At 29.8% G+C, this 21,160-nt stretch carries 16 protein-coding genes; 9 read left to right on the forward strand and 7 right to left on the reverse strand.

Annotated features, from left to right (window positions below; genetic code table 11):
* Positions 1–31: 31 nt before the first annotated feature.
* Both tatC and IM532_RS04780 read right to left on the reverse strand, forming a co-directional pair.
* Entirely contained in the window at positions 32–883 is an 852-nt protein-coding gene (tatC, locus tag IM532_RS04775; RefSeq protein WP_194182289.1) for a twin-arginine translocase subunit TatC, read from the reverse strand.
* The gene (locus tag IM532_RS04780) at positions 867–1,832 is read right to left on the reverse strand and encodes a KpsF/GutQ family sugar-phosphate isomerase (RefSeq protein WP_194182290.1); all 966 of its coding nucleotides are present in this window, start codon (positions 1,830–1,832) and stop codon (positions 867–869) included. Before IM532_RS04780 ends, tatC begins: the two co-directional genes overlap by 17 nt.
* Before the next feature lie 149 nt (positions 1,833–1,981).
* Between IM532_RS04780 and recQ the strand changes: the two genes are divergently transcribed.
* The 5 genes from recQ to IM532_RS04805 all read left to right on the forward strand — a co-directional run bounded on the left by recQ (position 1,982) and on the right by IM532_RS04805 (position 7,819).
* Complete coding sequence (gene recQ, locus IM532_RS04785) at positions 1,982–4,183, forward strand: DNA helicase RecQ (RefSeq protein WP_194182291.1); 2,202 nt, start codon at positions 1,982–1,984, stop codon at positions 4,181–4,183.
* 61 nt (positions 4,184–4,244) lie between these two features.
* On the forward strand, positions 4,245–5,783 hold the full coding sequence (gene gpmI / locus IM532_RS04790; RefSeq protein ID WP_194182292.1) for a 2,3-bisphosphoglycerate-independent phosphoglycerate mutase: 1,539 nt from the start codon (positions 4,245–4,247) through the stop codon (positions 5,781–5,783).
* 23 nt (positions 5,784–5,806) lie between these two features.
* Positions 5,807–6,226 carry a BT0820 family HAD-type phosphatase gene (locus IM532_RS04795; RefSeq protein WP_194182293.1) on the forward strand — a complete coding sequence of 140 codons (420 nt, stop codon included), beginning with the start codon at positions 5,807–5,809 and terminating at the stop codon, positions 6,224–6,226.
* Positions 6,223–7,032, forward strand: coding sequence for a type I methionyl aminopeptidase (map, locus tag IM532_RS04800; RefSeq protein WP_194182294.1), 810 nt, complete (start codon positions 6,223–6,225; stop codon positions 7,030–7,032). Before IM532_RS04795 ends, map begins: the two co-directional genes overlap by 4 nt.
* Positions 7,033–7,072: 40 nt before the next feature.
* Positions 7,073–7,819 carry a methyltransferase domain-containing protein gene (locus tag IM532_RS04805; RefSeq protein ID WP_228063656.1) on the forward strand — a complete coding sequence of 249 codons (747 nt, stop codon included), beginning with the start codon at positions 7,073–7,075 and terminating at the stop codon, positions 7,817–7,819.
* Between the two features lie 34 nt (positions 7,820–7,853).
* Here IM532_RS04805 and IM532_RS04810 read toward each other — a convergent pair whose 3' ends face one another.
* The 3 genes from IM532_RS04810 to IM532_RS04820 form a co-directional block, all read right to left on the reverse strand.
* The gene (locus IM532_RS04810; RefSeq protein WP_194182296.1) at positions 7,854–8,447 is read right to left on the reverse strand and encodes a hypothetical protein; all 594 of its coding nucleotides are present in this window, start codon (positions 8,445–8,447) and stop codon (positions 7,854–7,856) included.
* Between the two features lie 222 nt (positions 8,448–8,669).
* Positions 8,670–11,504 (reverse strand): DNA polymerase I, encoded by a 2,835-nt coding sequence (gene polA, locus IM532_RS04815; RefSeq protein ID WP_194182297.1) that lies wholly within the window; start codon positions 11,502–11,504, stop codon positions 8,670–8,672.
* 96 nt (positions 11,505–11,600) lie between these two features.
* The gene (locus tag IM532_RS04820) at positions 11,601–11,933 is read right to left on the reverse strand and encodes a 2Fe-2S iron-sulfur cluster-binding family protein (protein ID WP_194182298.1); all 333 of its coding nucleotides are present in this window, start codon (positions 11,931–11,933) and stop codon (positions 11,601–11,603) included.
* A gap of 143 nt (positions 11,934–12,076) precedes the next feature.
* On the opposite strand from IM532_RS04820, the gene IM532_RS04825 reads away from it, so the two are divergent.
* The 4 genes from IM532_RS04825 to IM532_RS04840 all read left to right on the forward strand — a co-directional run bounded on the left by IM532_RS04825 (position 12,077) and on the right by IM532_RS04840 (position 15,340).
* Entirely contained in the window at positions 12,077–12,676 is a 600-nt protein-coding gene (locus IM532_RS04825) for an AIM24 family protein (protein ID WP_194182299.1), read from the forward strand.
* A 143-nt stretch (positions 12,677–12,819) separates the two neighbouring features.
* Positions 12,820–13,848 carry a hypothetical protein gene (locus tag IM532_RS04830; protein ID WP_194182300.1) on the forward strand — a complete coding sequence of 343 codons (1,029 nt, stop codon included), beginning with the start codon at positions 12,820–12,822 and terminating at the stop codon, positions 13,846–13,848.
* Between the two features lie 2 nt (positions 13,849–13,850).
* Complete coding sequence (locus IM532_RS04835; RefSeq protein WP_194182301.1) at positions 13,851–14,555, forward strand: GLPGLI family protein; 705 nt, start codon at positions 13,851–13,853, stop codon at positions 14,553–14,555.
* A gap of 29 nt (positions 14,556–14,584) precedes the next feature.
* Positions 14,585–15,340: a LuxR C-terminal-related transcriptional regulator gene (locus IM532_RS04840; protein ID WP_194182302.1), complete on the forward strand. Its 756-nt coding sequence runs from the start codon at positions 14,585–14,587 to the stop codon at positions 15,338–15,340.
* Positions 15,341–15,383: 43 nt separating this feature from the next.
* Here IM532_RS04840 and IM532_RS04845 read toward each other — a convergent pair whose 3' ends face one another.
* Positions 15,384–18,200, reverse strand: a complete 2,817-nt coding sequence (locus tag IM532_RS04845; RefSeq protein ID WP_194182303.1) for a T9SS type A sorting domain-containing protein — start codon at positions 18,198–18,200, stop codon at positions 15,384–15,386.
* Positions 18,200–21,046 carry a T9SS type A sorting domain-containing protein gene (locus IM532_RS04850; RefSeq protein ID WP_194182304.1) on the reverse strand — a complete coding sequence of 949 codons (2,847 nt, stop codon included), beginning with the start codon at positions 21,044–21,046 and terminating at the stop codon, positions 18,200–18,202. The genes IM532_RS04845 and IM532_RS04850 overlap by 1 nt, the downstream gene beginning before the upstream one ends.
* Between the last annotated feature and the right edge of the window lie 114 nt (positions 21,047–21,160).

Consider the following 21,160-nt stretch of genomic DNA (forward strand, 5'->3'; position numbering starts at 1 on the left):
AAATTTATTTTATTATGCAAGCATAACATGATTATTTCTTAACAAGATCTGTTCCTTTAGATCTTAACTGCTTTGTATATATATTATTAGACACTAATATACTAAACTCATACAATATCCATAATGGTATAGTTACCAACACCATACTATATACATCATTAGGCGTAATTGCGGCTGCTATAACTAACACTACAATAAAAGCATGCTTACGATAATCCTTTAAAAATTTTGGTGTAAGGATACCAATACTTGTTAAAAAGTAAACAAAAACAGGCATTAAAAACATTACTCCCATAGAAAGCAATAGTTGGACAAATAGATCTATATAACTTGGTAAAGTCCATGTATTTCCAACTCCAAATGGATCATAAGTAAATAAAAACTGAGTACAAAGTGGTAATAATAAAAAATAACTAAAAAGTACTCCAGTTATAAAAAAGAATGTTACAGCTGATATTGTAGCTCCCGCATACTTACGTTCATTTTCTTTTAGTGCAGGACTTACGAATTTCCAAATTTCATAAATAATATAAGGGATGGACACAATAACTCCACAAACCATCACAGCAAAAAACTGAGATGTAATTTGTCCTGAAGGATTTAAATTTGTTAAGTCTTTAGAAATATCAAATGAACCGGTATAAATTTTTCCATAACCAGTTAGTTCCCCAAAGGCATTAAACCAATCAAATGTTGGAAAGGTCGATTTTAAGGGCGCCATAATAACATATTCTACTAATTCTTCCCAAAAAATAGCCACTCCTATCGCAGCTATTACAATAGCAATCACAGATCGCACAAGATGACCTCTTAATTCTCCTATGTGTGCCAAGAAAGGCATATCTTTTTTAAATGTTCCAGACATATTATTCGATTCCTTCATTTAAAATTGAGTGAATATCTAATATTCCAAAATAGTGATTATTTTCATCAACAACAACTAATTGCCCTATACTATTTTGTCTTAGAATACTCAAAGCTTCTCTTGCTTTTTCCTTTGTATGAATCGTTTTAGGATTTAAAGTTGCGATGTCAATAGCTGTTAGATTTGAAAAATCCTTATATTTCATCAACATACGTCGTAAATCTCCATCTGTTATTACACCTATTATTTTCTTATCCTCTAAAACAACCGTTATTCCATGCTTACCTGATGTTAAAGAATTAATAACATCAGCAATAGTAGAATCTGGATTTACAGATGGATGCCTTGTAGGATCCACAATATTTTCAACCGTCCACAATAATCTTTTTCCTAATGCTCCACCTGGATGAGATTTTGCAAAATCATCAGATTTAAACTGTCGTAATTTCATTAATGCAACCGCAATTGCATCTCCCATTACAAGTTGTGCAGTAGTAGAAGATGTAGGTGCTAAATTGATAGGACAAGCCTCTTTCGATATGTTAACATCTAAAACTATATCCGAATTTTTAGCCAATTCTGATTTTAAATTAGCTGTTAAACCAATTAAAAATGAAGAATATTGTCTTAATATTGGAGCTAAATATGTTATTTCTGGAGTATTTCCACTTTTAGAAATACAAATTACTACATCTTCTTTTTGTAGTAACCCGAGATCTCCATGTATAGCTTCTGCTGCATGCAAAAATTGAGATGGCGTACCTGTAGAATTTAATGTCGCAACTATTTTATTTGCGATATGTGCGCTTTTACCAACTCCTACAACAACTAATTTCCCTTTCGTATGGTATATTGCGTTCACTGCATCTGTAAAAGAATTATCTAAACGGGATGCGATCGTTTCTAGCTCATGAATCTCATCTTGAAAAACATTCTGAGCAATTTGTATTAATTCTGACTTTTCCAAAACAAATAGTATTGTCTAATTTTATTTTTTTCGTACCTTTAACTCCCTTTTTTAACTCTTAATCAATTGAATAAAAATTGAAAGGTTAATTCAGGTTTCAAATATAGGAACTATTTAATTTATAATTTTAATTTTAGTCTATTGCTTAGATGGAAGCCAATTCGAAGAACTTAACATCTTACCTTAAAAAGTATTTTGGTTTTGACCAATTTAAAGGTCAACAGGAAGAAATTATCACATCACTTTTTAATGGTGAAGATGTTTTTGTCCTTATGCCTACCGGAGGAGGTAAGTCATTATGTTATCAATTACCGGCACTAATGTCAGATGGAGTGGCAATTATTGTATCACCTTTAATTGCACTAATGAAAAATCAAGTAGACGCAATACGTGGAATTTCTGAAAATGATGGAATTGCACACGTATTAAACTCTTCTTTAAACAAGTCAGAAACAAAAACAGTGATGACTGACATCAAAAATGGTGTCACAAAAATGCTTTATGTTGCACCCGAATCCTTAACCAAAGAAGAATATATCGACTTCTTTAAATCTGTTAAAATTTCGTTCTTTGCAATTGATGAAGCGCACTGTATTTCTGAATGGGGGCATGATTTCCGCCCTGAATATCGAAATCTTAAATCTATAATTAACAAAATTGGAGACGCACCAATTATTGCTCTTACAGCAACTGCAACACCTAAAGTACAAGAAGACATTCAGAAAACTTTAGGAATGCAAACTGCTAAAGTTTTTAAAGATTCATTCAATCGTACAAACTTATTTTATGAAGTTCGTCCAAAAGTGAATCAAGACAAAGAAATTGTCAGATTTATAAAACAAAATGAAGGGAAATCTGGAGTTATTTATTGTTTAAGCCGTAAAAAAGTAGAAGAATTTTCACAACTTTTACAAGTTAACGGCATTAATGCTATTCCTTACCACGCTGGGTTAGATGCAAAAACAAGAAGCAGACACCAAGACATGTTCTTAATGGAAGATGCAAGTGTAGTTGTTGCTACTATTGCATTCGGTATGGGAATAGATAAACCAGATGTACGTTTTGTTATTCACTATGACACACCAAAATCATTAGAAAGTTACTACCAAGAAACTGGTCGCGCGGGTCGTGATGGTGGAGAGGGACATTGTATTGCTTTCTACGATTATAAGGATATAGAGAAGCTAGAAAAATTCTTAGCAAGTAAACCTGTTGCTGAACGTGAAGTTGGGATGCAATTACTTTCTGAAGTTGTAGCATATGCCGAAACTTCAATGTCTCGTCGTAAATTTTTATTACACTATTTTGGTGAGGAATTTGACGAGCATAACGGTCCAGGAGCCAATATGGATGATAATATGAGAAATCCTAAAAAGATGGTTGATGCTACAGAAGATGCTTCTAAAGTTCTTGAAATTATTTCAAAAACTAATCAAAAGTTAAAAATAAATGATGTAGTAAATGTGATGGTAGGAAAAGAAACATCCATTACTAAATCATATAAACTTGAAAAAGAATCATTTTTTGGCACTGGAAAAGGGAAAGAAGATTATTATTGGAAATCTATTCTGCGACAATTAATTGTTCATAATTTTTTGATTAAAGAAATTGAAACATATGGAATTTTAAAACTAACAAAAGAAGGAAAAGATTTTATTGCTAACCCTACTTTTTTTGAAATTGCAGAAGATGTTGATTACAAAAAATTATTAACTGATGGCTCATTAGACAAAGAAGATGTATCTACTGCTACACTTGCATATGATGATGTTCTTTTAAAACAGCTAAAAGATTTACGCAAAAAGATTGCAAAAAAACATAACATACCTCCATTTGCTGTTTTTCAAGACACAAGTTTAGAGGATATGACGATGCAATATCCAACTACAATTAAAGAACTAACAAATGTCTTTGGAGTTGGTGAAGGAAAAGCTCAAAAATTTGGAAAAGATTTTGTAAATTTCATTGCACAATATGTTACAGACAATGATATCATTCGTCCTGAAGATATGGTCGTTAAACAAGTTGCTGATAAATCTAGCCACAAAGTTTACATCATACAGTCTACAGATCGAAAGTTGAATCTTGAAGATGTAGCGAGTGCAAAAAATTTATCCATGTCAGATCTATTATCAGAAATGGAAGCAATCGTTTATCAAGGAACTAAATTAAATATTGATTATTATATTGATGATATTTTAGATGAAGATCAACAAGAAGAAATTCATGACTTCTTAATGGATTCCGAATCAGATTCTATGTCAGTATTATTAAAAGAATTTGGTGACGATTACGAAGAAGATGATTTACGCTTAATGCGAATCAAATTCATAAGTGAAGTTGCCAACTAAAAAATTAAACTAAGCTCAAAGTTTTCGTAACTTTGAGCTTTATTTTTTTTCAAAACAAACCATGAACAACAAAGCTATATTAATGATCTTAGATGGTTGGGGTATAGGAACTAATCCTTCTGTCTCAGCCATCGAACAAGCCAATACACCTTTTATCAACAGTTGCTATCAACGTTTCTCTCACTCTACATTAGATACATTTGGATCAGCAGTAGGTTTACCTGATGGACAAATGGGAAATTCGGAAGTTGGACATATGAATCTAGGAGCTGGAAGAGTTATTTTTCAAAATTTAGTCCGTATTAATATGGCTGTTGAAAATGGAACTTTTATAGAAGAGCCAATTTTAAAAGATGCATTTGATTACGCCATAAGAAACAACAAAAACATACATTTCTTAGGTTTGGTTTCTAATGGAGGTGTACATTCTCACATCAATCATCTAAAAGGATTATTAGACGCTGCAAACTCTGCGGGATTGAAAGATAATGTTTTTGTGCATGCGTTTACTGATGGACGCGATTGCGATCCTAAATCTGGTGTAGAATTTATTTCTGAAATAATTCAGCATATGGAAAATTCTACAGGAAAATTAGCTTCTATTACTGGACGTTATTATGCGATGGATCGCGATAAACGTTGGGAACGTGTAAAATTAGCATACGATGCAATGGTATATGCTAAAGGTAAAAAAACAGCATTCCCTATTCAAGCTATTGAAGATTCTTATCAGGAAAATATAACAGATGAATTCATAGAACCTATCATAATTTGTGATGAAAAATATGAACCAATTACCACAATTAAAGAAGGAGATGTTGTTTTATGCTTTAACTTTAGAACAGATAGAGGTCGTGAAATTACAGAAGTTTTAACCCAACAAGCTTTTCCTGAATTTGAGATGAAACCTTTAAATGTGAAGTATATTACAATGACTCAATACGATGAAACTTATCAAAATATTGATGTTTTATTTAATGACAGTAATATAAAAAATACACTTGGAGAAGTTTTAGAAAAAGCAGGTAAAAAACAAATTCGTATTGCAGAAACTGAAAAATATCCACATGTTACATTTTTCTTTTCGGGAGGTCGAGAAACTGAATTTATTGGTGAAAAAAGAATAATGTGTGCTTCACCAAGAGATGTAGCTACATATGATTTGAAACCTGAAATGGCTGCATATGACATTACAGCTGCTATATTACCAGAAATTGAAAATGAAAGTGCTGATTTTATTTGTTTAAACTTTGCTAACACAGATATGGTTGGCCACACAGGTATAATGGAAGCAGCAATAAAAGCCGCTGAAGTTGTTGATGCTTGTACAGAAAAAATAGTAACCTTAGCTTTACAAAAAAATTATAAAGTTGTCATCCTGGCCGATCACGGTAATTCAGATTTTATGAAAAATGAAGACGGATCACCAAATACACAACATACAACCAATCAAGTTCCTTTTATTTTAGCTGAAAAAAATCAGGAATGGAATGTATCTCATGGAAAATTAGGTGATATAGCACCTACAATTTTAACATTAATGGGTATAAATATTCCAGAAGATATGACAGGAAATATTATTATTGAAAAGAAAAATTAAATATAACTTAAACTAGCCAACCGATGATTAATAAAATTATTGCTGTTGATTTTGATGGAACCATTGTAGAGGATAAATATCCAGGAATTGGAAAACCAAAATTATTTGCTTTCGAAACTTTAAAACAACTACAAAACGAAGGATATAGACTTACACTTTGGACTTATAGAAGTGGAAAAATGTTAGATGAAGCTGTAGAATTCTGTCAAAAAAATGGCATTGAATTTTATGGGATCAATAATAGTTTTGTTGGAGAAGAATTTAATGAAGAAAAACAAAGCAGAAAAATAAATGCTGATATTTTTATTGATGATCGTAACCTTGGAGGTTTTCCTGGGTGGGGCGAAGTTTATCAAATTATAACTAAAAAAATCGAATTTTCTCTTCATGAAAATGGTAAAGAGACTGTTCGAAAAAAGAAAAGAGGATTTTTTGGATTATGATACATTTAAAAAGTAAAGAAGAGTTAGAATTAATGTACCTAAGTGCACAATTAGTGTCAAAAACATTAGGTATGTTGGCAAAAGAAGTGAAACCAGGTGTAACCACAAATCACTTAGATAAATTAGGTGGAGAATTTATCCGTGATCATGGTGGATATCCTGCATTTTTAGGAATGTATGATTTTCCTAAAAATTTATGTATTTCTCCAAATGAACAAGTAGTTCATGGAATTCCAAATGATATCCCTCTAAATGAAGGAGATATAGTTTCTGTAGATTGCGGTGTTTATATGAATGATTTTTATGGAGACCATGCTTATACTTTTGCAGTAGGTGAAGTAGATGCAGAAACAGAAAAATTATTGCGTATAACAAAAGAGTCTTTATATAAAGGTATAGAGCAAATGCAAAAAGGGAATCGCGTTGGAGATATAGGATACGCTATTCAATTACATTGCGAAAATGAAGGATACGGAATTGTTCGAGAATTAGTAGGACATGGTTTAGGTCGTAAAATGCATGAAGAACCACAAGTTCCTAACTACGGACGAAGAGGATCTGGAAAAAAAATTGAAGAAGGAATGGTATTAGCTATTGAGCCAATGACTAATATGGGAACTGAAAAAGTTAAATTCCATAAAGATGGTTGGACAGTAACTACACGAGATAATAAGTATTCTGCCCACTTCGAACACGATGTATGTGTGGTAGATGGTAAGCCAAAGTTATTATCTACATATCAATATATTTATGATGCATTAGGAATTGTTTCTGATGAAGAAACTCCATTTTTATTTAAACCATAAGCTATAACCTCATTTAGTGAAAGCGGCATTCAAAAAAATCATGAACATTGTACCACGTCCTTTATTAATTCAAGGAAGTTACATCGTTCGACCTTTTATTGTTTGGTACATGCGAGGAACTCGTTTTGTAGATCCAATCGATAATCAAGGATACAAAAATTTATTACCATACGGTTACGAAAACCAAAGAGATAATGTTCTTTCTCCTGGAACATATTCGCTAGAAAGACACCGTTTAATGTGGTTATATTTAAAAAATGAAACGGATTTTTTTACAAAATCAGCTAAAGTTTTACATATAGCTCCAGAACAATCTTTTATTAAACGATTCAGAAATCTAAAACATTTAAATTATACAACAAGTGATTTAGAATCGCCGTTAGCAGATGTAAAAGCTGATATTTGCGATTTACCTTTCGAAGATAATTCATATGATGTGATTTTCTGTAATCATGTTTTAGAGCATATACCAGATGATGCAAAAGCTATGTCTGAATTGTTTCGAGTAATGAAGCCAGGAGGTTGGGGAATTTTACAAGTTCCGATTTCTTACCAAAGAGATGTTACTTATGAAGATCCAACAATTACTTCCAAAGAAGATCGTCGCCGCGAATTTGGTCAGTACGATCATGTTCGTGTTTATGGAATGGATTATTATAAACGTTTAGAAAATGCCGGATTTATTGTAGAACAAGTAGACTACACGAAACAAATTCCAGCAGAAGATGTTGAAAAATATTGTTTAGAAAAAGGAGAAATTCTACCAGTAGTAAGAAAACCTTTGTAAATATAAAATCCCGCCATATCAGCGGGATTTTTTTTTAGTAAGTTAATATAATATTTTTCTTCTCTACACTTCCTTTTTTCTCGACAACTAAACTATCATTTTCTAATAATTTACCATTCACCTCATAATTATGCGGTTTATAATTAAATGGTAATCCATTTTTTGAAATTAAGCTGTCATTTTTTATCAAATCTTCTTCACTAAAATAATTGTAATAATTAGTTTTCGATTTTATCCTATACACAAAATCTGCATTACTTTGTAATTTTCTCCCATTACGATATAAACTACCCAAATGATTTAAACAAAATTTACTATCCCTATATTCTATAGCAAAATCTATATCACTCTTGGTTTGAGAAGGACTTAATTTAAAATTTAATAATTGCTTAGAAATATCTATATAATCTGATTTACTTATTTTTAAAACTTCTACATTTTCAAAACTAAAAGAAAGGTCGGCACAGTTTATCATATAAAGGTCTGATGTGTTATAAGATATCTTTAAATAATCATTGACAATATATTTTTTTAAATCTTCCTCATTACTGATTGTTGGAATAGAATTCTCTTCGCATGAACAAATTGAAATTATCATTAAAAAAAACAAAATAAAAGTCTTTTGCATATAGTGTTATTTAGGTCTTGAAATATAGAAATATTTAAATCAAAAAAATATGTAAAAGTTTAATTTCTAACAAAAAATATAAAGCCAACAAATTGTATTTAAAACATATATATTACATAAAAATTTATACACTTTTAATTTTATAAATTAGATACAGATACTTTTAAAATAAAAAAATCCACACTTCACAGTATGGATTTTTTTGATAAATATTTTGTAAAATTAATGCGCTTCGTACCAGTTAGCTCCTACTCCAACTTCTGCGATTAAAGGTACATCGAAAGAAGCAGCTGCTTCCATTGTATCTTTTATCATTTTTGAAACAGCTTCAACTTCATCTTTTGGTGCATCAAAAATTAACTCATCATGCACTTGCAAAAGCATTTTAGTTTTATAATTCTTTTTCAATTCTTTTTGAATTTGAATCATCGCTATTTTCACAATATCTGCAGCAGTACCTTGTATTGGTGCATTTACTGCATTGCGTTCGGCATGCGAACGTACAACTCCATTCCTAGAATTAATATCTTTTAAATAACGGCGACGTCCCATTAAAGTTTCAACAAAACCATTTTCGCGTGCAATTTCTACTTGTTGATCAATATACGTTTTTAGTGTTGGATATGTTATATAATAAGCATCAATCAAAGCTTTTGCTTCTTTACGAGAAACATCTGCTTGTTCTGCCAACCCAAAAGCTGAAACACCATAAATAATACCAAAATTTACAGTCTTAGCTTGGCTACGTTGTTCACGTGTAACCTCATCCAATGCAACACCAAAAACTTTTGCAGCAGTTGCCGCGTGGATATCTTCTCCTTTTCTAAAAGCTTCGACCATCGCAGGATCTTGTGACATTTGAGCAATTAATCGTAATTCAATTTGCGAATAATCGGCCGAAATAATCACGTGGTTTTCATCTCTCGCTATAAATGCTTTTCTAATTTGTTGTCCTTCTTCTGAACGAATAGGAATATTTTGCAAATTTGGATTTACGGAAGATAATCTCCCTGTTGCCGCAACAGTTTGCGCATAAGTTGTATGCAAACGATTGGTTTTGAGATTCACCAATTCTGGTAACGCATCTATATAAGTCGATTTTAGTTTTTGTAACTGACGATATTGTAAAATATCTGCAATAATTGGATGTTCTCCTTTTAATTTTGAAATAACTTCTTCCCCTGTTGCGTATTGACCTGTTTTAGTTTTTTTCGCTTTAGGATCTAATTTTAATTTATCAAAAAGAATATCGCCTAATTGTCTAGGCGAATTTATATTAAATTCTTCACCAGCATCTGCATGAATTTTTACTTCTAATTCTGCTAATTTTGCTTCATGTTTTACAGATAATTCTTTCAAGAAAGGTACATCTAAATTTATACCTTCTAATTCCATATCAGCCAAAACTTGCATCAATGGCATTTCAATAGTAGTAAATAATTGATGCGTATTAGCTTTTACCAATTCAGGTTCAAAAAGATTTTTTAATTGATAGGTAATATCAGCATCTTCCACCGCATATTCTGTTTGAGCCTCTAATTCTACCGTTCTAAAATTCTTTTGATTTTTTCCTTTTTTCCCAATTAAATCTTCAATTTTAACTGGTTGATAACTTAAATACGTTTCTGATAAAACATCCATATTATGGCGCATATCAGGATTTATTAAGTAATGCGCAATCATTGTATCGAAGTTATTTCCTTTCACTTCAACACCATATTTAGCCAGTACTTTTATATCATATTTTAGATTTTGACCAATCTTTGAAATTGATTCATCTTCTAAAATTTCTTTAAATTCATTAATTAATGCATTAGAACTTTCAAAATCTTCTGGAAATGGGATATAATATCCTTTCCCTTTTTCATATGAAAATGAAATTCCTACTAATTCAGCTTCCATCGTATCTAAAGAAGTTGTTTCTGTATCAAAACAAAACTCTTTCAGGTTTTTCAATTTTCTAATTAAAAGATTTCTTGCTTTTGGCGAATCAACTAATTGATAAAAATGTTCTGTTGTACCAATATTTGTATAAACTGAATTTTGAGGAACAATTTCATCACCCGATGTAAAATCAAATAAAGATTGTTGACCTGCAGGATCTGATGCTACATTTTCTTGTGATGCTAAAGAAATTTCTGTTTGTGCTTCTTTGATTATTCCAGAAGAATCTAATCCATAAATTTTATAAACAGTTTCTAACATACGACGGAATTCTAATTCCGTAAATAATTCTGTAACTTTTTCTAAATCTGGTTGACAAACTAATAAATCTTCCTCATCAAAATCTACTGGAGCATCGGTAATAATTGTCGCTAATTTCTTAGACAATAAGCCTAACTCTTTGTTTGCTTCAATTTTCTCTTTTGCTTTACCTTTTAATTGATCTGTGTTAGCTAAAAGATTTTCTAACGATCCAAATTCTTTGATATATTTACTCGCTGTTTTAGCTCCAACACCAGGCAAACCAGGGATATTATCCACTGCATCACCCATCATTCCTAAATAGTCAATGACTTGAATCGGGTAATCTACTCCAAATTTTTCTTTAACTTCTTCTATACCCCAAATTTCAACTCCTTTTCCATTTGCTGGTGGACGATACATCTTGATTTGATCTGTTACCAATTGGGCAAAATCTTTATCAGGTGTTACCATGTAAGTTGTATACCCATGTTGTTCAGCTTTAATTGCTAAAGTTCCAATTACATCATCTGCTTCATAGCCTTGAGCAAATAATACAGGAATTTTTAAAGCACGTAATAACTCTTGTATATAAGGTACACCTTCTCTAATTGCTTCTGGAGTTTCTTCGCGATTACCTTTATATTCTGCATAATCAACCGTACGAACAGTTGCTTCTCCTACATCAAATACAACTGCTAAATGTGTTGGTTTTTCACGATTTAAAACATCGAAAAGCGAATTCATAAACCCCATTACTGCTGAAGTATTGAAACCTTTCGAGTTAATACGTGGATTTTTTATAAATGCATAATATCCTCTAAAAATTAAGGCATAGGCATCTAAAAGAAATAATCTTTTATCTTGATTCATTGTTGATCAGTTTTAAGTATTACGTTTTACGTTGTACGTTAAACGCGAAATTTAGTCAACGTAGAACATATTACATACTACGTAAAACTTGGACAATTAATATTCAGGCGCTAATTCCACTACTAATCCGTCCATATCTTCCGTGATATGTAATTGACATCCTAAACGCGAATTATCTTGCACATTAAACGCTTCTGCTAGCATAGCATCTTCGTCTGGATTCATTTCTGGTAAATTAATCTCAGGTGTTTGCACATAACATTGGCAAGATGCACACATCGCCATACCTCCACAAACTCCTATTGTACCTTCTGGAGCTAATTCGTATGCACGTGTCAACTCCATGATGTTCATGTTCATATCAGTTGGCGCATCTACTTCATGCTTTACACCTTCTCTATCTATAATTGTAATTTTAATATCTGCCATTTTTATTCTATTATTCACAAAAATACTAATACTTAGAACACTAAAAAAAGATATCGTATAGTCTTTAAATTTTAAGATTAATTTAAACTAATTCTTGTTACAAAATGATGAATTTTGATACTAATTATTAAAATTGAATTGTTATGAATGCACACGAAATTGATTACGAAATTTTTGGCGAAGAAATGCAATTTGTCGAAATTGAATTAGATCCTCAAGAAACAGTTGTTGCGGAAGCAGGTAGCTTTATGATGATGGAAGACGGCATCAAAATGGAAACTATCTTTGGTGACGGATCACGACAAACAAGTGGAATTTTTGGTAAATTAATGAATGCTGGAAAACGTATGTTAACTGGTGAAGGTTTATTTATGACGACATATACTAACTATGGACAAGGAAAGAAAAAAGTGTCGTTTGCTTCTCCTTATCCTGGTAAAATCATTCCGATTGATTTATCCGCAGTTAACGGAAAATTTATTTGTCAAAAAGATGCTTTTTTAGCTGCAGCAAAAGGCGTTTCAGTTGGAATTGAATTCAACAGAAAACTAGGAACTGGATTATTTGGGGGTGAAGGTGTTTTCTTTGCTACATTACGTGGTCCTGGAACTGTCTATGTACAATCATTACCATTTAGCCGATTAGCTGATCGTATTATTGCACACGCGCCTTCAGCAGGTGGTTCATCTCAAGGCGAAGGTTCTATTCTTGGTGGATTAGGTCGTTTGATTGATGGAGATTAAGAATAAGGTTGAGATTTAACATAACCGTGTCAAGGTTTAGAACCTTGACACGGTTTTTTTGTCCTTTAAAAAGAGACCTTCTTAAAAGATTGATGATGAATCAATCTTTTTTATAAATTTATAAATCAAATAATTAACACTTTATGAATAAAATTTATCTCTTACTGATCCTTTTTGGAATTTCAGTTTCAGCTCAACTAAAAAACATCAAAATTGTAGACAAAGAAAACAATTCACCTTTAGCTGATTCAGATATTTATTTTACACAATCCACTAAAAATTTTATATCTGACGAAAATGGTAAAGTAAGGATTGACTTACAAAATATCTCACCAAATGACGAATTAATTATTTCGAAAAAAGATTATCAAAATGCAGTTTTTAAAATCGCTGAATTAAAAGATGACGAACTAATCATTCAACTATCTAAAGTTGATGAAATTGAGTTAAAAGAAACTTTCATTACAAATCTTAAGACAATAGATATTCTTCAAAAAGTAATTGAGAATTACGAAAAGAATTTCAACACAGAACAACATTTTTATAAAGTAAATTTTTCGGTCGACGAAATTGTTGATTCTATCAATCGTGATTTTATTAATCTTGATTTACAATTACGTTTTAAGAAAGATAATCTTTCGATTAAATCGAAAGAAAATGTGATAGAAAGAATTGTAAAAGAACCTAATTATGGTTATAATATTCGATTGAGTCCTATTCTAAAAGATATTCACTTAAAATATAAACTTGAGCAGTATATAAAATATTATTCAACATTAGAATCTTCGTCCGTTAAATTAACAAAATATGGAAATGAATATATGTATGAATTTCATTTAGTGAATAGTGTGTATCATCGTTTCTTAATAGCTAAAGATTCTTTTGCCATAGTAGAATTTATTATAGATGGAGAGAACTTAAATTTTAAAAAATCTGATGATTTCGTAAATTATGTGAATACTTATTACAGATATCGACCATATCAAGGAAAATATATTTTGCGAGAATTTGCAAGAAATTGGAGTACAAATTACAAGGAAAATGATGGAAGTAATCATAATGTCACATCAAAAATAAACCTCGAAGTTCAAGAATTCAGCAATCAACCTTTTCCTGAATTTAATCAATCCGTGAATGAGAAAATGGATATTCGTAAAAGTTTTAAAAACTAAATATGAAAAATATTTTAACACTATACCTTCTGTTTATTACTTCATTTGTCTTTGCACAAACTGAAAGTATAAGAGCCACTTATACAGCTGAATTTATTTTTGATTACGAACAATCAAAAGATTTATTCCCTAAGGATTTGCAACCTGTTTTTAAAAGTTTGATTGATAAAGGAATTTTTCTTGATTTTATTTTGGAAAGTAACAATCAATTATCCGTATTTAGAGCAGAAAGTAAAATCAACAATGCACAAGACCAATCGAATATGATTGTTCAGGAATTGTTAACTTCTGAACAAAATCCATTATTTAAAGATTTTTCTAAAAACGAGTATTACAAACAATACGATATCAATGTAAAAACATTTTTAGTAAAGGATCAAATCCCAAATCTCAAATGGCAACTTACCAAAGAAAAATCTACTATAAACGGTTATAATGCTACTAAAGCTATCGGAGAAGATATTGAAGGAAATGAATTTGTTGCTTGGTATTCGACAGATGTGAAATACAAAGACGGACCGCATAATTTTGCTAATTTACCAGGATTAATTTTGAAAACAGAAATTAAAACACCTTTTTTCACAACAATTTTCACATTAAAAAATTTAGAAATCCTAGATAAGCCATTAAAAATTACTCTACCGCAAAAAGGAAAAATCGTAACCTTTGAGGAAATGAGAAAAGAAATAGGAATCATCAACCAATAAAAAAGGAGCTCAAATGAGCTCCTTTTTTATTGTATATAAATTCTATCCGTAAAATATGGAATTCTATTGCGAAATCCGATATAGATGAAGAACCAAATTTCGAGACAGATTTTGATCATATTATCGAGTTGTTTCATTTTGGCGATTCTTATTATTACATCTTCAATCTACAAAATTCTGTTATTGAATATGTACATCCTAAGGTAGAAGAAATAATTGGCGTGAAACCTGAAGATTTTACAACAGAAAAATTTATGGAAATTGTTCATCATGATGATTTACCTCATTTTATGAACATGGAAAACACAGCGATTAAATTTGCTCTTAATTTTACACCCGAAAAATTAGAAAATTATAAAGTAAGAAGTGATTTTAGAGTAATTCATCAACAATCTCAGGAAACAATACGCATCTTAAGACATATTCATCCTTTGCAATTCACAGCAAATAAGGGAGTTTTACTTTGTTTAGGTATTCAGACCGACATTTCTTATTTGAAACCTTTTGGCAAGCCTATTTTATCTTTTATTGGACTGAATGGCGCACCTAATTATATTAATATTGAAGTAGAAGAAGTTTTTAAACCAACCAACGAAATATTAACTCCGCGAGAAAAAGAAATTCTGAAATTATTGCACAAAGGTGAAAGCAGTAAACAAGTAGCACAGGAATTACATCTCAGCGAAGCTACTGTTAATACTCATAGTCGAAATATTTTATGCAAAACCCAATGCACTTCAATACAAGAAGTGATTTATAAAGCCATTGAAAATGGTTGGATATAAAAAAGGCACCTTAGAGAAGGTACCTTTTTATTATGTATAAATTTTATTTAATGATAATTTTTTTACTTTCTCTACCTTCCGATGTAATTAGATTTAAATTATAAACACCTGTAGAAAAATTAGATAAATTAATTAAAATGTGATTTTTATAAAGGTTTATATCCATCTTAATTTCTCTTCCAAGCATATCATATAAAGAATAACTAATTAACTCACCTTTACTAATTTTTACATTCAATTTTCCATTAGTTGGATTTGGATAAACTACAACATTATTCTTTTTTGAAGAAAATTCAGTTGTTGAATTTTCTGTTGTATTAAGAAAAATAAAATCAACGTTAGAAACAACTAACTCATTACCATAATCTGTTTGAAAAATAGTACTCCCTAAAATTTTATTCAACTCTTCATTATAAATCATTTCTCCCATGTAATCTATATTGTCATAAAATATATCATCTAATTTAATTGGAATAGGGGAAACCTGATTATTTTCAATCGTAAAATATGTGCCAAGTATTACTGAATCATAAGCAGAATTTTGAAATAACAACGGTTTATTGCTAATACATAAGGTATTATTGTTATTAAAATATCCGTGAGTCAAGGTCATTAAATTTTCATTAGATGTTTTATCCTTTATTCTAACATCACGAAAGTTTAAAGAATAATCTGTATCGCCATATAATAGATAATTTCCACAATCTTTTAAAACCATCATATCATCTTCTAAATATCCAAAATTTTCTTCAATCAATATTTTAACTCCAGTATGGATATTATAACTATAGTAATTATTATCTTTTGTATAATAAATATTATCTTTAGTTAATTTAGTCGTTTTATTTGATTTAACCTTATCTATAAATTCTATTTCAGCGGTGTTTAAATTATAACGATATAATCTTCTTTCAAACAGAAAGTAATTTTCTGGTTGGTAAGAATAGGTATAATAAACATAATTATCTGTTACTGCTATAATTCCTTCAGTGTTAAAAGAATCTGTTCGTACAACTTCAGATATCCTATTTAATTTTCTTGTACCTTGCTCACTTCCGTCTGTTACCCACAAATCAAAAAAAACATACGAACCTTCTAAATAATTAGGTCGTAAAAAGTAAAGTAAATCTCCAATAATAGAGTCATCCGTAGTGGAAAAATAAGTAGAATTAGATCCTGGCGAAAATTCTTTTACAATACGAGTTCCTTCCCTTGTTCCATCAGAAGTCCAAAGTTCATCCCCTTGATGTGGTGTATTTCCAACAAAATAAAATCTATTTTCACCTTTACCAATAAAATTTCTGAAACCACTCACCACACTATGAGGCCCTGCAGTAGTGGTATTAATTTCAATTTCTTGGGTTCCTTCAGGTGTTCCGTCTGAAAACCATAACTCAGATCCAGAATTTATACCTGGTCTTATTCCTGAAAAATAAAGTTTACCCTTAAACTCTATTCCTTTCATTAAATTACCCAAAGTATTATTATTTAATGAGACATCAAATACTTTTCTAGTCGTTTCTTCAGTACCTTCTGTTACGTATAAATTATCTGACAATGCTTGATAAAAAACTTTATTACCAACATTGATAAATGCTTTTGGATTTGTATTTGGTGAATTATTTAAGTCTCCGAAATATTCTATTGAAGATGATACATTATTATACGCAAAAATTTCTGCACCAGTTTTCGGAGTTGTAGCGTGCAAAATAATTTCATCATTTGAAACACTCAATATTTTTTCAACCTTAATGTTAGAGGTTAACACTTGTCTTTCTCCATTGCTTATGTTATAAACTTCTAAGTTGTCTCCTTTTATATAATATTGTTTATCACCAAATGAATTATTCTCTAAAAAATTAGTATCATTTAAATAAGATATAAGCTCTAACTGTCCTGTTAAAATATCAATTTTCGCTGTCTCATAAGAACCTGTTTGATTAGAAAATATAAACGTGAAAATCGAATTATTATGTGAAATATCTAGAGTTGAATAATAATTTAAAGAATAATTACCTAAATCGATTCTAGATATAGTACTATTTGAATTAATTATATACAAGTTGTAATTATATATAAAAAGCGTTGTATCTCCTACTTTTCTTACAGAACCAAGTGTATAATTAGGTATGGTTGTATTTTGAAAACTATAAGTGTTTAAATCAAATGATTTTACTGTTGTTTGATAATTAACGACTGATTTAAAATATAATTTTGAATCAACAATGTCTAAATTAAAATTTGGAATTTGATTTCCATAATTCATCGTATTTTCAATCGAGAAATTTACGACCTCATTGTTTGTTAAATTAGTTATGCTGATTTTATTAACATAAAGCACAATAACTTTATTATTTTCTATTGAGATTCCCATTAATTTAGAATCTGTTTCTAAATTTAATACATCTTCAAAAGCACCGTTAGAAATTTTAGCTAATCTTGAATTTGTAGTGTCATAAGAATCAGAATATAAAATATAACTTACACTATCATCAACCTTAATAATTTTATTGAAATAGAAAGAACTTTTTATAGTCTCTACTTGACCATCTTCAGCATACTTTAAAAGTAATTTTCCATCGGTATAATTAAAGAAATGATTTATACCATCTGAAATTAATTCTGTATTCCTTAAATTATTGTTTCCTGTATTAACGAACGAATATTGTTTTGTCTGCTTATTTAGCTTTGTTAATTTATTATTGGCAAAAAACACATAATCTCCAGCTCCCGAAATAAAGTTACTTACCGATGTATCTCCATTTTTGGCGATATCTATTGTCTGAAAATTAAGTTCTTTCTGTGCAAAAGCTAATGGACTTAGTGCAACTAAATAAAGCGCTAATATTAATCTTTTCATTATTTTTTTATTAATTTCCTAGAGTAGCTAGATGAATTAGTTGTTATGTTTAGGAAATAAATTCCCTTTTTTAGTTGAGATAAATCTAATTCAGAAAAATTATTATGCGAATTAATGTTTTGTTTCAAAATTGTTTGCCCAGTAACATTCACAATTTTGATTTCTTTAATTTGTTCTTCTTTATTGACAATAATTTTAATCTTTCCAGTAGTAGGATTTGGATATACTTTTACTTCCCCTTTTTTGCTCAAATTTAAATTAATATCAAAATTTTGATCCGATAGAGTGGTTAAATTAAATGCATTATAATCTACAACAAATACCTCTTTACCTGCGTAATAATGTGAAATGGTTAGATATAATTTATCTTCCATAACCTCCATATTAGTCGTATAATCATAATTTACCCACATGTTTGGTAAATCATCAAATTCAAAATCAAATATTTTTTTTATCCCATTATCTATCACTGATAATTGATTTCCGTAATAATTTTCCATGAAAAATAATTTATCATTAAAGCATTTCATTGGACTTGAACTTCGGATATAAGAATGATCCATATATCCTACAGACCTTGTCCCTGCTGCTGTACCGTCAGTTTCATATAAATTATAATCTTTAAAACTGATAAAATACATTTTGTCATTGCATTGCTTATATAAAAATACCCTATTACCATCTCCTTGAATATTTAATTTTTCGTGAGTAACTCCATCACTTGTCCATAAATCATAATGCTCAGTGCTTCCCACAGCTTTTAAATAATAAAACTTATTGTTATGTATTGGCTGATTATCTATATTAAGAAACGGAGTTTCGGTATACATGACTCCAAACACAGTTCCGTCCGTAACGTAAGTCATTGTAGTACCATCATACAAATAATACCCATTATCATAATTAACCAGAAGTTTATCATTCAACTTACCAACTATTATAGCTTGCTTATTATCATAGCTTTTAACTAAAAATCTAAAAACTGGTTCAACTCTGTTATTAGATAAATTAAGTTTATTAATTTTTCCTTTATTATCCCCCTCTGAAACATAATAATATTGACCATCTAACTCAAAAATGCCATTAAACGAATAACCTAATATATCTGGATCAACATTAGCTATTGATTTAACATAATTAAGTGAATTATCAGCAGGATCTAAATAATGTAACTGACTATTATAGCCCTCGGATAGAGTATTGGATACAAAATATAATTTATTATTAAAAACATATGGATTAATAAATGAAAATCTTGGAGCTGTATAGATAATTTCAAAATCTTTTGTTTTTTCATTTAATTTTGAAAAATGGAATTGATAATTTCCTTCAGTAAATAATATAACATCATTGTTCACCTGAAAAAATGAATGAATAACGTAATTATAATTACTTTCAGGACTGGTATATTTTACACTTTCTCCAGTTGTAGAAATACTATAGACATTATTTTCAACGCCTTTAAAAAATAAACGATCATTTAATTTCTTAATTTTTTCTACATTTCCTGAACCTCTATAATTAATATTTTTTACGAGTTCTGTTATATTCGTATCTTCATTATATTTCCAAAGTTCATCTCCATTTATTTCATCACTTTTTCTAAAATATAACTCACCCTTAAAGGTGATGAGATCTCCAGAATTAACACCTCCTATCTCATCCACTATCCCAGAAGATGCTGTGGTCCCATCGCTTCTAAAAATTCGGAAAGATTGATAGTTATCCAAAACACTAAAATAAAAATTATCATCTGTAAAATAGAAATCACTAACAATAGTATTATCTGTAGAGGCATGAAGCACAAATCCAGAATTTCCATATTTATAAATTCTACCTCTATTATTATTATTTTGAACAACTACATACCATTCACCTTTAAACTTAAATAAATTTCTAAAATTTAAATACTGATTAGTAATTTCATTTCCATCAATAGTAATCGTTTCAAATAAGTTATTTGATTTGTTATACTTATAAACTTTAGATTGCTCATTCGACCAGTTTATACTTTTTGCTTCGATAAAAAGTACATCATTATCTAATACGAGAAATTTAGTAAAAGGAAGTGAATTGTTATCTACAAAAGCAAAATTTTCATTGCAATTTCCATTTTCACAAGTCAATATCTTACCTGTATTGTATGTATTAGAAATGTTATAAAACCATTTGTTGTTCACTTTTACAAAATCATTAATTGTAAGATTATCAAAATTGGTAATTTGAACTAAATTTTGGTTTGTATCTATTTTATAATGAAAATCCTTACTATTAATAGTCATAATAAAATGAAGTTCGTTAGCTATAACTTTTAAAGAACTAAAGTTTGAGAAGATAGCATTATCTGTGACAGACACTTTTTTTGTACCTAAAACAGTACCATCCGTCTCATATAAAAAATATTCATATCCATTATTTCTTACCAGGAAATACAATTTATTTCCCCATTTCACATAATCTTGATCATTAAAATAAAATGCTCCTAAATCAATTGTATTAGATTGTGTCCCATCAGTGATAAACACTTGGTGCGTATAATTCTTTGTTCCGGATAATATAAATCTATTCTCATCAAATTGAATTACCTTAGAATTACCAAAATAAATTGAATGATTTGCGTTGTCTTTATCGACAAATTTTAATTTATCGTCTTCTATATTATATAACCATCTATAGTCTCGGGATTGATTTGCTGTGAAATGAAGTTTGTTATTAGATATAAAAAAACTACTAATACTAGAACCTTCTTCTTTAGAAATATCAATTGCATTTAAAACAACTGAATTTTGTTGGCCAAACGAAATACATCCGGCTAATAATAGAGCAAAGTAGATTAATCTTTTCATGCTATGTTTATTGTGTTAACTAAACAAATATATCACTTTTAATTATTTATATTTAAACACCACTATTTATAAACGCAAAAAGCACCTCTATTGAGGTGCTTTTTTATTTTGAGC

The sequence above is a fragment of the Faecalibacter rhinopitheci genome, assembly GCF_015234135.1.
GTDB classification, from domain to species: domain Bacteria; phylum Bacteroidota; class Bacteroidia; order Flavobacteriales; family Weeksellaceae; genus Empedobacter; species Empedobacter rhinopitheci.

Coding starts and splice junctions, on each gene's coding strand:
- IM532_RS04835 (WP_194182301.1), top strand. CDS start 13,851: ATGAAAAATATTTTAACACTATACCTTCTGTTTATTACTTCATTTGTC.
- IM532_RS04845 (WP_194182303.1), bottom strand. CDS start 18,200: ATGAAAAGATTAATATTAGCGCTTTATTTAGTTGCACTAAGTCCATTA.
- IM532_RS04820 (WP_194182298.1), bottom strand. CDS start 11,933: ATGGCAGATATTAAAATTACAATTATAGATAGAGAAGGTGTAAAGCAT.
- tatC (WP_194182289.1), bottom strand. CDS start 883: ATGAAGGAATCGAATAATATGTCTGGAACATTTAAAAAAGATATGCCT.
- IM532_RS04825 (WP_194182299.1), top strand. CDS start 12,077: ATGAATGCACACGAAATTGATTACGAAATTTTTGGCGAAGAAATGCAA.
- recQ (WP_194182291.1), top strand. CDS start 1,982: ATGGAAGCCAATTCGAAGAACTTAACATCTTACCTTAAAAAGTATTTT.
- IM532_RS04830 (WP_194182300.1), top strand. CDS start 12,820: ATGAATAAAATTTATCTCTTACTGATCCTTTTTGGAATTTCAGTTTCA.
- IM532_RS04795 (WP_194182293.1), top strand. CDS start 5,807: ATGATTAATAAAATTATTGCTGTTGATTTTGATGGAACCATTGTAGAG.
- gpmI (WP_194182292.1), top strand. CDS start 4,245: ATGAACAACAAAGCTATATTAATGATCTTAGATGGTTGGGGTATAGGA.
- IM532_RS04810 (WP_194182296.1), bottom strand. CDS start 8,447: ATGCAAAAGACTTTTATTTTGTTTTTTTTAATGATAATTTCAATTTGT.
- polA (WP_194182297.1), bottom strand. CDS start 11,504: ATGAATCAAGATAAAAGATTATTTCTTTTAGATGCCTATGCCTTAATT.
- map (WP_194182294.1), top strand. CDS start 6,223: ATGATACATTTAAAAAGTAAAGAAGAGTTAGAATTAATGTACCTAAGT.
- IM532_RS04805 (WP_228063656.1), top strand. CDS start 7,073: ATGAACATTGTACCACGTCCTTTATTAATTCAAGGAAGTTACATCGTT.
- IM532_RS04850 (WP_194182304.1), bottom strand. CDS start 21,046: ATGAAAAGATTAATCTACTTTGCTCTATTATTAGCCGGATGTATTTCG.